Annotated in this window: 15 protein-coding genes; 10 read left to right on the forward strand and 5 right to left on the reverse strand. The window is 39.2% G+C overall.

Annotated features, from left to right (window positions below; genetic code table 11):
- Positions 1 to 104: 104 nt before the first annotated feature.
- The 6 genes from C9J38_RS09345 to nirD all read left to right on the forward strand — a co-directional run bounded on the left by C9J38_RS09345 (position 105) and on the right by nirD (position 7,129).
- Positions 105 to 680 carry an ANTAR domain-containing response regulator gene (locus C9J38_RS09345; RefSeq protein ID WP_107206839.1) on the forward strand — a complete coding sequence of 192 codons (576 nt, stop codon included), beginning with the start codon at positions 105 to 107 and terminating at the stop codon, positions 678 to 680.
- A 255-nt stretch (positions 681 to 935) separates the two neighbouring features.
- Positions 936 to 2,396 (forward strand): CmpA/NrtA family ABC transporter substrate-binding protein, encoded by a 1,461-nt coding sequence (locus tag C9J38_RS09350; protein WP_107206840.1) that lies wholly within the window; start codon positions 936 to 938, stop codon positions 2,394 to 2,396.
- A 57-nt stretch (positions 2,397 to 2,453) separates the two neighbouring features.
- On the forward strand, positions 2,454 to 3,380 hold the full coding sequence (locus tag C9J38_RS09355; RefSeq protein WP_107206973.1) for an ABC transporter permease: 927 nt from the start codon (positions 2,454 to 2,456) through the stop codon (positions 3,378 to 3,380).
- 21 nt (positions 3,381 to 3,401) lie between these two features.
- Positions 3,402 to 4,235 carry an ABC transporter ATP-binding protein gene (locus tag C9J38_RS09360; RefSeq protein ID WP_005364475.1) on the forward strand — a complete coding sequence of 278 codons (834 nt, stop codon included), beginning with the start codon at positions 3,402 to 3,404 and terminating at the stop codon, positions 4,233 to 4,235.
- 9 nt (positions 4,236 to 4,244) lie between these two features.
- Entirely contained in the window at positions 4,245 to 6,761 is a 2,517-nt protein-coding gene (nirB, locus tag C9J38_RS09365) for a nitrite reductase large subunit NirB (RefSeq protein ID WP_107206841.1), read from the forward strand.
- Entirely contained in the window at positions 6,758 to 7,129 is a 372-nt protein-coding gene (nirD, locus tag C9J38_RS09370; RefSeq protein ID WP_107206842.1) for a nitrite reductase small subunit NirD, read from the forward strand. The genes nirB and nirD overlap by 4 nt, the downstream gene beginning before the upstream one ends.
- 99 nt (positions 7,130 to 7,228) lie before the next feature.
- On the opposite strand, the gene C9J38_RS09375 is transcribed toward nirD, so the two are convergent.
- Positions 7,229 to 7,480: a DUF2999 family protein gene (locus tag C9J38_RS09375; protein ID WP_005364493.1), complete on the reverse strand. Its 252-nt coding sequence runs from the start codon at positions 7,478 to 7,480 to the stop codon at positions 7,229 to 7,231.
- Positions 7,481 to 7,726: 246 nt separating this feature from the next.
- Here C9J38_RS09375 and C9J38_RS09380 point away from each other — a divergent pair, with 246 nt between their 5' ends.
- Complete coding sequence (locus tag C9J38_RS09380; RefSeq protein ID WP_107206843.1) at positions 7,727 to 8,140, forward strand: septal ring lytic transglycosylase RlpA family protein; 414 nt, start codon at positions 7,727 to 7,729, stop codon at positions 8,138 to 8,140.
- A 44-nt stretch (positions 8,141 to 8,184) separates the two neighbouring features.
- Positions 8,185 to 8,943, forward strand: a complete 759-nt coding sequence (locus C9J38_RS09385; protein WP_107206844.1) for a hypothetical protein — start codon at positions 8,185 to 8,187, stop codon at positions 8,941 to 8,943.
- 60 nt (positions 8,944 to 9,003) lie between these two features.
- On the opposite strand, the gene C9J38_RS09390 is transcribed toward C9J38_RS09385, so the two are convergent.
- From C9J38_RS09390 to C9J38_RS09400, 3 genes are all read right to left on the reverse strand, one after another.
- On the reverse strand, positions 9,004 to 9,777 hold the full coding sequence (locus C9J38_RS09390) for a DUF2076 family protein (RefSeq protein WP_107206845.1): 774 nt from the start codon (positions 9,775 to 9,777) through the stop codon (positions 9,004 to 9,006).
- 344 nt (positions 9,778 to 10,121) lie between these two features.
- Entirely contained in the window at positions 10,122 to 10,823 is a 702-nt protein-coding gene (locus C9J38_RS09395; RefSeq protein WP_107206846.1) for an HAD family phosphatase, read from the reverse strand.
- A 152-nt stretch (positions 10,824 to 10,975) separates the two neighbouring features.
- Positions 10,976 to 11,302: a hypothetical protein gene (locus C9J38_RS09400; protein WP_233218490.1), complete on the reverse strand. Its 327-nt coding sequence runs from the start codon at positions 11,300 to 11,302 to the stop codon at positions 10,976 to 10,978.
- A gap of 224 nt (positions 11,303 to 11,526) precedes the next feature.
- On the opposite strand from C9J38_RS09400, the gene C9J38_RS09405 reads away from it, so the two are divergent.
- Positions 11,527 to 13,266 carry an amidohydrolase gene (locus C9J38_RS09405; RefSeq protein ID WP_107206847.1) on the forward strand — a complete coding sequence of 580 codons (1,740 nt, stop codon included), beginning with the start codon at positions 11,527 to 11,529 and terminating at the stop codon, positions 13,264 to 13,266.
- A gap of 74 nt (positions 13,267 to 13,340) precedes the next feature.
- On the opposite strand, the gene C9J38_RS09410 is transcribed toward C9J38_RS09405, so the two are convergent.
- On the reverse strand, positions 13,341 to 13,832 hold the full coding sequence (locus C9J38_RS09410) for a hypothetical protein (protein ID WP_107206848.1): 492 nt from the start codon (positions 13,830 to 13,832) through the stop codon (positions 13,341 to 13,343).
- Positions 13,833 to 14,301: 469 nt separating this feature from the next.
- Here C9J38_RS09410 and C9J38_RS09415 point away from each other — a divergent pair, with 469 nt between their 5' ends.
- A complete protein-coding gene (locus tag C9J38_RS09415; RefSeq protein ID WP_107206849.1) occupies positions 14,302 to 14,577 on the forward strand; it encodes a PepSY domain-containing protein in 276 nt (91 codons plus the stop codon).
- Positions 14,578 to 14,616 lie beyond the last annotated feature (39 nt).

Below are 14,616 nucleotides of genomic sequence, written 5' to 3' on the forward strand. Positions count from 1 at the left end.
AGGTTTATTTATAGTTTTGTTTTTAGAGTTGGCAGTCTAATTGCAGTGTACGTAATAGGAAAATAACCACTTGTATAGAAAGATGTTGTTATCAAGGAAAGATTATGCCAGTTATCCCTATTATTATTTGCAGCGACAGCCAAGAAGAACAAAGCAAAATAGCGCAGCGTGTTGCCATTGATCTCCGCGTTGTTATCGAGGTTAAGTTTAATCAATTAGCTGGGATGTTATCGCAATATCCTGACGCTACTATTGTGACTTCATGGCTACAGCCTTGTGCTGAATTAAAAGAGATCATTAAACTCACTTCTTTAAATAGTACGCCGCTTATTGTTTTTATTCGTAAATTTAATATTAATACTTTCAATACATTACCAGATCCTGAAGGGTATTTATTACTGCCATCAACGGTTGACTGCGAGTTTGAAACGTGGATTGGGCGAGCAAAACAAGTGCGTGATAAGCAAATAAAACTGACGCAGGAAATTGCAGATTTAGAGCAAAAAATCATGGATAAAAAATGGATCGATAAAGCGAAAGGCTTACTCCAAAAGCACCATGGTCTTAATGAAAATCAAGCTCATGACGCACTACGAAAAGCGGCGATGGATAATGGTTTGCCGATGGTGAAAATAGCGAGAAACTTAATCTCAACATTACAGAAAACCGAACAATATTAGCTTTATTTACTTTGTTATCTGTTACTTATCTGGTGCGACCTGCACCATATTAAGGCAAATATAAATAAAACAAATAATCGAAATATCGTAACTAGCTGTTTTTAATGTTTTTTACGATTTTAAAAAAATTGGCATAAATGATGGATTAATTAATGTGTAAGTTGTGCAAGCGCATCACTTACACAAAATTTTTGGTCGCACTTGAATAACCGACGAGAGCGATAAAAATCCATAGCTACCATGAAGGTACTTGGGATGGCACCGAAGCCACTGTTTCTTAACCGAAGCAGTGGCTTTTATTTTTTAAGTTGGGTAGGAAATATTATGGCTATAAAAGGACTCATGCAGCTCATCAAAAAATCGTACGGCGTCAGTTTATCTGCTTTGCTGTTTGGAGCGCTAACGGTCAATGCATCGCCATTGGTGTTAGGCGAGCCTGAGAAAGAAGAACTAAAACTAGGCTTTATTAAACTTACGGATATGGCACCGCTAGCTATTGCTTATGAGAAGGGCTATTTCGAAGACGAAGGCTTGTATGTCTCACTGGAAGCGCAAGCAAATTGGAAGGTGCTACTGGATCGCGTGATTGATGGTGAGTTAGATGGCGCGCATATGCTGGCTGGTCAACCTCTCGGTGCAACAATCGGTATTGGTACCAAAGCGCCCATTATTACGGCATTTAGCATGGATCTAAATGGTAACGCGATCACTGTTTCCAATGAAGTATGGCAACAAATTAAGCCACAATTACCGGTTGATGAGAATGGAAAAGTTATCCATCCGATTAAAGCTGAAGCGTTAAAGCCTGTATTGGAACATTACAAAGATACCGGAAAGCCATTTCAAATGGGTATGGTTTTCCCGGTATCAACCCATAACTACGAATTACGTTATTGGTTAGCAGCCGCTGGGATCAATCCTGGGTTTTATGCCCCAGAAAAAGGCGATAACAGTGGGCAACGTGAAGCTGAAATCTTACTGAATGTCACGCCACCACCGCAAATGCCAGCCACGATGGAAGCAGGAACAATTCAAGGATATAGCGTTGGTGAACCTTGGAACCAACAAGCGGTAGCGAAAAAAATTGGAGTACCGATCATTGCAGATAATGATATTTGGAAGAATAACCCAGAGAAAGTCTTTGGTGTGACGGAATCATGGGCGAAAGAAAACCCTAATACGCATATTCGATTAGTTAAAGCCTTAATTCGTGCGGCGGCGTGGCTTGATCATAATGGCAATGAGAATCGTGCCGAGGCTTCAAAGATACTTGCTCGTAGTGAGTATGTAGGGGCTGATGAAAAAGTGATAGCGAATAGCATGACTGGGAGCTTTGAATATGAAGCTGGTGATATTAGACCTGCACCCGATTTCAACGTGTTCTTTCGTTATAACGCGACTTACCCTTATTACAGTGATGCTATTTGGTCATTAACCCAAATGCGTCGCTGGGGACAAATACCACAAGCAAAACCTGATAGCTGGTATATCGATATCGCCAAACAAGTTTATCGTCCTGATATTTATCGATTAGCAGTTAATGCCCTGATTTCAGACGGCCTTATGAAGCAATCTGATTTTTCAGACGTCGATAATGAAACGGGTTTCCGCCCTCCACATAGTCATTTCATTGACAATATTACCTATGACGGTCGTAGCCCGAATGCGTATCTCGAGCAATTTTCGATTGGCTTAAAAGGCGATCAGCAGATCTAAGGAGAGATCATGTCAGCAACGATTAGTTTTCTTAAACAATTACCCGAGCAAAAAGTCATGTTAAAACGCTCATCCGAATGGTTACTACCAGTATTAGGCGTCTTGTTTTTTGTTGTGATTTGGCACTTTTCGGCACTACAAGTGAAAACATCACTTGGTTCATTACCGGGACCTGTTCAAACCGCTGAACAATTTGTGTTACTGGTTGAAGATCATCTGCAAGAGGGAGAAAAAGAACAGGCTTTCTATGAGCGTCAGGAAGTACGTAATGCTAAAAAATTAGCCGCTGATCCTGATGCCAATATCAAAGTGCGTGCTTACACGGGTAAAGCGACATTCTTTGATCAAATAGTCACCAGTTTAGTGACTGTTGCTTGTGGCTTTATTTTAGCATCCGTTATTGCGATCCCATTGGGGTTAGTGCTGGGACTCAATCACAAGTTATACATGGCGTTTAACCCTATTATTCAATTATTAAAACCTGTTTCACCATTGGCATGGTTGCCGTTAGTGACCATGGTAGTAAGTGCAAGTTACGTAACGAAAGATCCGTTAGTCGCAAAATCCTTTCTTAATTCAATGCTTACCGTCACCTTATGCAGTTTATGGCCAACCTTAATTAATACGGCCGTTGGCGTAACGAATGTTGATAAAGATTTAGTCAATGTGAGTCGAGTATTGCGTTTATCTTATTGGCAGCATATTAGAACGATTGTTTTGCCCTCTGCCATTCCTATGATTTTTACCGGCTTAAGATTATCAATTGGTATCGCATGGATGGTACTTATTGCCGCAGAAATGCTCGCGCAAAATCCGGGATTAGGCAAGTTTGTATGGGACGAGTTTCAAAATGGCAGTGCAGCATCGTTAAGCCGAATTATGGTTGCGGTGGTGATGATTGGTTTTATTGGCTTAATGCTCGATAGATTAATGCTCATGATCCAAAAGCGTGTTTCATGGGATAAGCAGCAAGTGTTGCGATAAGGCGAAAAAAGGAGAAGTAAGATGCAAAAACCATTACTTGAGTTAACTCAATTAGGGATGCGTTACCCTGTCGCAACGGGCGAATTTGTTGCTTTGAAAGACGTTAATCTAACCGTCAATAAAGGGGAGTTTATTTCCTTAATTGGACATTCTGGTTGTGGTAAATCAACCGTGCTTGATTTAATCGCAGGTCTTCAGATGCCAACTGATGGTGGGGTTATTGTCAGTAATAAAGAAGTTGCAGGGCCGGGGCCAGATAGGGCGGTAGTCTTTCAGCATCACGCTTTATTACCGTGGTTAACGGTTTATCAAAATGTTGAGTTAGCGCTTAAACAGGTCGCGATACATCAAAAACAGAAAGTGAGTAAGACTTTGCTTAATCAGCAAGTGATGCACTATTTAGAGTTGGTGCAAATGACCCATGCCAGTGACAAAAAGCCTGATGAAATTTCTGGTGGTATGAAACAGCGGGTAGGGATTGCTCGTGCTTTAGCAATGCAGCCCAATGTTTTACTGATGGATGAGCCATTTGGAGCTTTAGATGCACTGACAAGAGCACATCTGCAAGATGCCTTAATGGCAATTCAAGCTGAGCTTAATAATACCATTATTATGATCACCCACGATGTCGATGAAGCCGTGCTGTTATCTGATCGTATTGTGATGATGTCAAATGGTCCTGCAGCCACAATCGGTCAAGTATTAGCAGTTGATCTACCTCGTCCTAGAAATCGTGTTTCTCTCGCAAATAACGAACGGTATCAATATCTACGTCAGCAAGTTTTACAATTTTTATATGAGAAGCACTGCAAAGTTAAGCCAATGACTCAGCCAAGAACGCAAGAAGTCGCGTAAGGAGGCAATATGAACAACGGAATGGATAAACAACATCTTATTGTGATTGGTAACGGCATGGTGGGGCATCACTTTATCGATCAATTAGTCGATAAAGGCGGTTTAGCACACTATTGCATTACGGTTATTGGCGAAGAGTCGGTAGCGGCTTACGATCGGGTGCAATTATCAGCGATGTTTGCTGATAAATCTCAACAAGATCTCATGTTGGGTGATGTGTCGTGGTATCAAAACCAAGGTATAGATTTACGGTTAGGGCAACAAGTTGTTGAGATCAATCGCGCGCAGCAAACGGTGAATATTCGTGATGTGGTTACCTCTGAGCTGATTTGCTTAGATTATGACAAATTAGTGTTAGCGACAGGCTCAACACCATTTGTTCCGCCGATTAAAGGCAACGATCGTCAGAATTGCTTTGTTTATCGCACAATTGATGATCTTGCGGCGATAAAGAATGCCTGTTCACAAGCCAAAACTGGCGCTGTTATTGGCGGTGGGTTACTTGGGCTTGAAGCGGCAAATGCCTTACGTTTATTAGGGTTAGAAACCCATGTCGTTGAGTTTGCTCCTCGGCTAATGCCTGTTCAGTTAGATGATTTAGCCGGTGATTTACTGGCAAAGAAAATCACTGAATTAGGTGTTCATATCCACACCGATATGCGTACAGAAAAAATCACTGATGGGGAAACCGCGACTCATCGTTTATGGTTTGAAAATGATACGCCATTAGATGTCGATGTGATTGTTTTTTCAGCAGGGATAAGACCGCAAGACAACCTTGCTCGCCAATGTGAATTAGAGATCGGCGAACGTGGCGGTATTGTGATTGACGATACCTGCTTAACCAGTGATGCGAATATTTACGCGATTGGTGAATGTGCGTTATGGCAAGCCCGAATTTTTGGTCTTGTTGCACCAGGTTATAGCATGGCGCGTACTGTTGCTTCGCAATTAGTTAGCGATACAGAGGCCAAGTTTGTTGGTGCGGATATGAGCACCAAATTGAAACTACTAGGCGTTGAAGTGGCTTCTATCGGTGATGCACAGATGCGCACTGAAGGGGCCAAGGAAGTTGTATTGCAAGACAGTGCTGGTGGACGTTATAAGAAGCTCGTTGTGAATGCTGACAGCACGAAAATCCTAGGCGCTATTTTAGTGGGTGATAGCAGCGATTATGACGCCTTATTACAATGTTATTTAAATCAGACAATATTAACAGAGCACCCTGCACAACTATTATTTGATACCTCAATGTTAGCGCCATCCACTGATGAAAATAGTGTGGTTTGCTCATGTCATAACGTTACTCGAGGCGCATTAATCAGCCAAGTACAGCAGGGGTGTCATGAACTCGGTGAAATTAAACAAGTGACGAAAGCGGGTACAGGTTGTGGCGGCTGTAGCTCCATGGTTAAACAGATTGTTGATGAACAATTAGCAAGCATGGGAATGGAAGTAAACAACCATGTTTGCCAGCATTTTTCTTATACTCGCCAAGAGCTTTTCCATTTATGCCAAGTGGAAAAAATTCAAGATTTTGAAACCTTACTCTCTACTCATGGAAAAGGGTTAGGTTGTGATATTTGTAAGCCAACAGCAGCATCAATTTTTGCTTCATTATGGAATGATCATATTCTTGAATCACCTTATCAACCATTGCAAGATTCTAACGATGCTTTTCTCGCAAATATTCAAAAGGACGGCAGCTATTCAGTTGTGCCTCGTGTCCCCGGTGGGGAAATTACCCCCGATAAATTAATCATCCTTGGTGAAGTAGCCAAAAAATACGATTTATATACCAAAATCACCGGTGGACAACGGGTTGATTTGTTTGGCGCACAATTATCACAATTACCTGATATTTGGGCTGAATTAATTGAGGCGGGTTTTGAAACGGGTCATGCCTATGGTAAATCATTACGAACCGTTAAATCTTGCGTGGGGTCAACGTGGTGCCGCTATGGGGTTGATGATTCAATGGCACTCTCGATTGAATTAGAAAATCGTTATAAAGGGTTACGCTCACCGCATAAATTGAAATTTGCTGTCTCAGGTTGTACCCGAGAATGTGCAGAAGCACAAAGTAAAGACATTGGTATTATTGCAACAGAGCAGGGCTGGAACCTTTATGTTGGCGGTAATGGTGGTATGCGTCCACGTCATGGTGATCTATTTGCTGTTGACTTAGATAAACCCACCTTGATTGCTTATATCGATAGAATTTTAATGTTTTATGTAAAAACAGCTGATCGTCTACAACGAACATCAGTGTGGCTAGAAAATTTAGAAGGTGGGCTCGATTATCTCAAACAAGTGGTTATTGAAGATAAACTTGCCATCAACACCTCATTAGAAAAGCAAATGGAACATGTGATTAATAGTTATCAATGTGAATGGAAAACAACTTTATCATCGGAGCAAAAACTGCATCGTTTTCGTCAGTTTATTAATCTCAAAGATGAAGAGATCTCCTTACCATATCAACGTATTCGAGGTCAGCGTATCCCTATTAAGGAGGAATTATGAGTGATGTGACGGAAATACCTCAATCAATAAAATCAGATCTTCGTTGGGTTAAGATCTGCCATAAAGATGATTTAGTTCCTGACTCAGGTATTGCTGCCTTAGTTAATCAACAACAAATTGCGCTGTATTACTTACCTAAACAAAATAATGCAGTCTATGCCGTTGATAATTGGGATCCTATTGCAAAAGCTTATGTCATGAGTCGCGGTATTGTTGGTGATCAAGATGGTGTGTTATGTGTCGCCTCACCATTATTGAAACAACATTATGATCTGGCGACAGGAAAGTGCTTAGAAGTGCCTGAGCATATCCTTGGTACATGGAAAACCCGTTGGAACAATAACGAGTTATGGCTTTATACAGGCTAGTGAGCCTATCGTTATTGCAGTACGCTTTTGTCTAAATATAAAAATGCCGTTAGTAGGTAAACTATTAACGGCATTTTTGATCTAGAAGTTAACGCACAGTTATTTATTCAATTGTGCTTTTGCTTCTTCAACTTTTGAAAAGTCTAAACCAAGCTCTTCTACTGCTTCTTTGATTAATGCTGGATTCTGCATTACCTGCGCCATCAATTGTTGCAGCTTATCTTGTGGTAAGCCTAACTGACTAATTGTTGTCATTGCTGCAAGAGGGTTTTGCGTCAATGTCTGAAAAATCTCATTAATTTGGGAATCGCTGATATTGTTCTCTTTCAACAGGGCAATAATTGGGTTCATCACATGACCTTTTAGGACTAAATACAATAGACAATTAGTTTAACACTAGCTTTTCGTTGTGAGTACTGAGAAATGATGCTTACTTGGAGGGGAAGAAGTATTGTTAATTACCCATAAAGAATAAGTGATTAAATTTGTTACTTATATATCTATGGGTTATAACTTTTACATAACCTTTACATACGAATTATCAAATAGTTATATGATAGCGTAAAATTGCTCTGATGCTTATAAATAGGATTAATGATGTTTGTACCGAAAATCGCTATTCGACACTGTATTTTATTATTTGTTTGTTTATTAACAGTAGGAGGGTGTGCAAACTCAGGTAATACGACATCAACAAAACCTGTTTTGAGCTATAAGCACCATAGTGAATACGGTAAAGCATCGTATTACGCAAATAAATATCAAGGGCGCAAGACAGCAAGCGGGCAGCACTTTGATCAAAATAAACCAACAGCAGCACATAGAACATTACCTTTTGGTACCAAAGTTAAAGTAACTAATTTAGCAAATAGTAAAAGTGTTGTTGTGACAGTAAATGATCGCGGCCCATTCACAAAAGGGCGAGTAATAGATTTATCCCGTTCAGCTTTTAGTGCGATCGGAAATACAGCGTCAGGTGTACTTAAGGTAAAAGTTGAGACATTAAATTAACCTGTATTAGTTTATCGCCATGACGATGATTGAAAGGATATTAGATGATTTTAGAAACACTTCACCAGTCGGTACAAACCGTCTTTGCTAATAAAATACGGTTAGTAAAGGCATTACTCATTCCATTTATAGTGACGTATTTATTACGTTCATTAAAAGTATCAATGGCAGGTATTGAGATATATGAGGAAGCGATTATATTTGTCCTAAATATAGCAATTTTCCTAGTTTCTTCCATTATCTGTCTACGAACTCAGCAAATACTAGACAGCCATGGTACAGACGATACCCGCTTTTCTAATTGGAGAGGTATCAGTTTTGATGTCCAGCAGCGTCACTATACGGCTTATTTATTCCTACTATTTGGATTGTTATATGCTATCTGGGCTGTTTTTAAAGTAGATTATGATTGGGTAAATAACGGCGTACTGTATTGTATATTGTTACTATTAGGCTGTGCAGGTTGGGTGATTTTTTCTCGTCTATCTTTTGTTTTACCTGCTATTGCTGCGGGGAAAAAAGCGTCTTTTAAAGATGCACTAGAGCTGACTAAGCATAAAAGGTTATATGCCTTTGTGATTGCCGGACTGCTACCTGTAGCATTTTATATGTTGTTTATCGGTCTACCCATTTTCTTATTATTTGCTAACCCTAACTTTGCGATGAGCCTAAAATTTATTAATGTGTTTATCTGGGGAGTTATTGTTATTGCAATTCCATTTATTATTGCGGCAGTTGAAGCTACGGCTTATCGTGCTTTAATGGATAATTCAGAAGCAACCGAAATTTCTAGCGTAGAATAAATGCAAATCTTAGAGATATAAAAAGAGCGCTGATGCGCTCTTTTTTGTTTTTGTAATCGATTAGAGGTCGTCGTCGAAATCGCCAAAGCCACTGTCGTCGCCAAAGCCACTGTCGCCACCACCAAAACCATTGTTAGCGAATGTATCATCGTCACCAAAGCCGCTGTCATCACCGCCAAAACCTGAATCGCCAAAACCTTGGTTATCATCAAAGCCTGAATTACCAAATCCACCAGTGTAATCAGAGCTAAAGTTATTAGCTGTGTCGTCTAAGAAGCTGCTACCGCCTTGGTCGTCAAACGCTGGGTTTGCAACATCCGCCTCTGGTACAGCCTGATCTGCAGATGCTGTATCAGGTGCCGCATCTTGGGTTGTATCAGTTGCATCGGCTGCTGGCGCTGGATCGGCTGCTGCTGTATCTGCTGGCTGATCGTGATCAAATAGCATGTTACTAATTACGCTACCTGCAACCATACCTGCAGCAACACCTGCCGCTGTTTGCATAAACCCACCAAATGCACTTGGTTGGCGAGCAGGTGGTTGTGGTGGCTGAGGAGCAGGACGAGAGCCACCAAACATACGACTTAACGAGCCACGGTTTGATTCTTCTTTATAGTACTCAGCATTCTTTTCTAAATAGTCGTTCTTTTCTTTTAGCTGCTTTAATGCCATTTCTTGTACTAGAACAGCTTGAGTAAGTTTGTAAATAGCATCAGGCTGAGATGCTATTTCATCGGCAATGAATTTTTCAGCATCTGCATCTTTTTTGCTTTCTGGGCTTTGTTTGAGCTTAGTAGCAACACTTTGAATAAGATCTTTTTCTTGTGGAGTCATGGTTTTTACCTTCTCAATACCCTATGTGCAGGGATAGCTTAGTTGCATAGCTGACTCTGAAATAAAAAGAATCAACCTTGCTTTATAGGTTAGTTCGTTACTGCATTATTCACATTATTAACTTGAACAGTAGCTGAACATACTAGTACAAGTCTTAAATCTAAATAAAATGCCCAGATAATGTATTACGAAAGTTGTAACACATCTACTCTTCGCCACAAAAATAGGGACGATTATTGTTACTATCTGTAAATGAGGGCTGCAATGTGAAATATCAATACAGTTATAGTTTAGAACAGCATAAAATCAAAACTATGCTGTTGGTATGATGTGTATGTCTGTTGTTAGCGTAAGATATTATTATCGTGTCGCCAGTCCATAATTGTCCATTCATTCATTTGTGCGTGAAGCGCAAGAGAAGGATCCGGGTTAACAGCAAAAGGCTTTTGAACGAATTTAAGTAAAGGTAAGTCGTTGATGGAGTCACTATAGCCGTAATAGTGACGATAATATTGTGATTGTTCTGCTAGCCATGATTCAAGACGTGTAATTTTACCTTCGCGATAGCTGAGAACACCACATGTTTTCCCTGTATATACACCGTTAATCGTTTCTAAATTAATAGCGATGCAATGAGAGACGCCGAGTTTCTCCGCAATTGGTTTTACGAGATGTTCAGATGAAGCAGAGACAATTATGATTTCATCTCCGCGCTTTTTATGCCATTCAATTCGCTTAATGGCATCAGAATAAACGGCAGGTGAAATGTATTCTTCAATAAAACGTGTAACGAGAGCCGATATTTCTTGTTCTGTTTTTCCTACTAAAGGAGCCAATGTTTTATCCATATAGCTCTCCATATCAAGCTTACCTTTTTGGTAAGCTTGCATCATTTCAGCTTCTTGTTGCTCTAACGATGATGAAGCAAGTTGGTTGTTAACGAGAAATGTTGTCCAAAGGCTAGCTGAATCTGCTGCGATAAGTGTTTCATCAAGATCAAAAATGGCCAAACAAGGGCGAATGTTGCGCTCAAGATTAAGTGACAAATCTCATTCCTTACTAGTTAGTTATCACGATAAATTGCTGACTGAGGGTAGGGAGCTAGCGTGACATTTTTGTGTCGTAATCATGTAATTTTTACTAATTCATGATCACGACAGCTAAATGTAAACGGAAAGTATTGAGAGAGCAGATAAGATTAAGCGATGCTTTCTTGAATGAGCTGTTCATTTAGGTATTTACAACTGTGATGTTTGGTTGTTTGATCATCAAACTCTTTCGTGATGTTAAAAGGCGTTCCTTTTGCAAAGTGCCAAAAGTACTTTTCGAGCTCTTTATTAAACTGGCTCTCAGTACAACCGGTGACAGGTGAAAAAAAAGTAAAGGTTGTTATGTCGTCTTGGCCTGAATTAACAAAACTTCGCTCAAAGCCATTATACCCAAATGCTTTAACATTAGGGGTGGGTAAACCACCGGGTACTAAGTGCGCTGGAACTGTGATTGTTACGCTAGTCATGCTCATCATGTCATCTCCATTGCGTCTTGATGATAATTATACTCTACAGAAAAAGATTGTATTTCACTATAAAAATTACATTACTCAATTATTCCCATAACGTATTGATATATAAAGTGATGATGGGACAGTACTTTTTTTGTGACTAATCTATCTATTTTTAATAAAGGAACAGTAATTACGGTTAAATTGTTTAAGTTAGATCTAGATAATTACACTAAATAAAGGGATTTATGAAATATTCAACACTTTCTTCTTCACTAATGCTGCTACTCGCATCTACATCATTTAGCGCTCATGCAAATGAAAATAAAGAATCTCAAACCACCATTTTCTATGGTGGTCCGGTTATCACTATGGAAAAGTCGCAACCAAGAGCAGAAGCAGTTGTGACGAGTAAGTATGGCAAGATTGTTTATGTTGGATCTGAACAAGAAGCATTGAAACAGTATCCAAACTCTAAAAAAGTAGATTTGGACGATAAAGTGTTAATGCCCGGATTTATTGAACAACACTTACATCCTTTCTTAGCGGCGTTAACATTAAATATGCCAGTTATTGCGCCAGAAGAATGGCAGCTGCCTTCAAAAACATGGCCAGCAGTAACAAACCATGATGATTATATTGCAGCTTTAACATTACAAGAAAAAGCGTTAAAAGATCCGAATGAAGTGCTATGGACATGGGGATTTAACAATTTCTTCCATGGTGAAATATCTCGTCAAGAGTTAGATAAAATTTCTAAAACACGTCCAATTGGTGTGTGGCATCGTTCAGCACATGAGTTTTATGTTAATTCTGCATTTATCGAGAAATTTGGTCTTAATCAAACGGATATTGATAAGCTAGGTAAAGAAGTGGCTGATCAGGCGAATCTAGATGAAGGTCACTTCTTAGAAGGTGGGGCACTCATTTATTTATTGCCACGAATTGCATCTGAACTAGGTAATAAAGAGCGCTTTTCTGCCGGTTTAAAGCAAATGGTGACGATGCTGCATCAAAAAGGGGTTACCGCTTACAACGAGCCTGGTGCATTTATCCCTGATTATATGATCGATACATATCTTGAGATCCTAGGTGGTGAATCTACACCTATGTATTCATTCTTTACGCCAGAAAGTAAAACGCCATATTTTGCAAAGGGTAAAGAAGGTGTATTGAAAGAGGTTGAACGCATAACGACAATATTACCTGAAGATGGCAAAGTTCGTTTCTTTGATAAACAAGTTAAGTTGTTGTTTGATGGTGCGATTATCTCTCAGTTGATGAAGATGAAAGATGGCTATACCGATGGACATCATGGGGAATGGATTCAAACACCTGAAGATGTTGAAGCGATCACTAAAATCTTCTGGGAAAATGATTATCAAATCTTGGTGCATGTAAATGGCGATCTTGGCGTTGAGAAGCTAATTAAGATTTTAGAAAAGCGCCAGGCTGAATACCCACGTGAAGATCATCGTTTTACCATTATCCACTTTGCAAACTCTACAGATGAGCAAGTCGAGAAGCTAAAATCACTCGGGGCTATTATTAGTGTAAACCCTTATTATGTTACTGGTTTTAGCGAAAAGTTCGGAGAGGTTGGTTTAGGCGAAGAGCGTGCTCACTCAATGGTTCGCTTGGCAACGATAGAAAAACAAGAGATTCCGGTATCGCTTCACTCTGATGCACCAATGGCTCCTTCTGATCCACTGTTATTAGCTTGGAGTGCTGCAACACGTATAAGTAATGAAGGTAATGTTATTCGTCCAGACTTAGCACTATCTAGAGATGCTGCTTTGCGTGGTATAACAATTGAAGCAGCTTATTCTTGGGGTCAAGAAGAGACACTAGGCAGTATTAGAACAGGAAAAATAGCTAACTTTACTATTTTAGAGCAAGACCCGTATAAAGTAGAAATTAAGACTCTTAAAGATATCCCAATTTACGGTACGGTATTTGAAGGAAAACTGTTTCCAATTGATAAATAGTCGATTATAAACATGCAAAAAACGCCTATTAAAAGTGGTTCACTGGTAATAGGCGTTTTTGTTTATTGATTAAACTAGTCTTTAACCCACTGGTCATTGACTTTTTTCAACGAAACTTGTTCGGAGATCGTATCAACAACTTGGCCAGCTTTGAAATCGCCGTATTTCGCGCCGTAAGCAACAACCATCACTTCTGAAGATAGATTTTTCTTAAGGCTAGTTAATGCCGAACCTAAATCGTTTTTGGTTTGATCTGTGGCATTATTTTCTTTTGCTGGTTGCTCTGCAACTTTACGCATTGATTCTTTAAATTGCTCAAGACTCTTTGTTGCAACAAGGTCGTAAGTTACTTTTGCTTTGTAATCAGTTTTTGTATCAAGTAATACTTTATCAATCTTTAGGTTTTTAACTTCAAACGGAGTCGTGTCAGCTGTTATACCAAGATTTGGTTGCTCGTATTGGCTTGATTGTACAACATTACTGATTGTTGATTCGTCAACTTTTTCACTGCATCCGGTTAGTAATATTGATGATGCAATCGCTGCCGCTAAAACAAACTTTTTCATTGATAACGCTCTTTAAACGATAAAATATACTTTATTTTATACCCTTTGAATGAGTAAGGAGCAAGTCTGTACTAGCAAATCTTTCCTAATGCTAACAATTGTATGCGAAATTGATGGGTGTTTTTTTACATTGCAATATACATAAAAATATTTTTAATAAAGAATAAGATAGAAGTGATGTAAGAATGCAACATATGTACAAATAGAAGTAAGTCTAGCTTTTGTTGATTAAGATAAAGGACATTGACATTGCCTTACTCCATTACATAATTCTCTAAATCGAGAGTCTTATTGTTGATTAATTCGTTACACTGAAATTAAAACAGGCCAAGGAAGAGATAAAAATTATAGATGTAGGAAAATAGCATGGGAACCGTGGTGGTAGTGATACCTAATTTTATTTTGGTTAATCATAGCTTGTGTTGTTTAAAGCTATTGATAAATACTGCAGCTCAGATGGATGAAAAAGATGAAATTTAAGCTATTTGTACTATCAGTCAGTACTATGGGGTTGTTTTTTATATCAGCAGCTCATGCCGATCCGATAGAAAAGGCTTTAGACGTAATTAGTATCCCTAAGGCAATGCAAATTCTTGAAAAAGATGGCTATTATGATTTTCGAAAAATTAAGGTAGTTCGAGAATATAATGAGATAGAAGTCGATGCATTAAATAAAGACGGCCATCGTGTTGAGATAGAAATGGATCTCTATACCGGTAATATCATGCAAGCGCAGCTGGATTAGGCATTATAATAAAAACGGCGATGATTGATCATCGCCTGA

The organism is Photobacterium sp. GB-210 (assembly GCF_003026075.1).
Taxonomy (GTDB): domain Bacteria; phylum Pseudomonadota; class Gammaproteobacteria; order Enterobacterales; family Vibrionaceae; genus Photobacterium.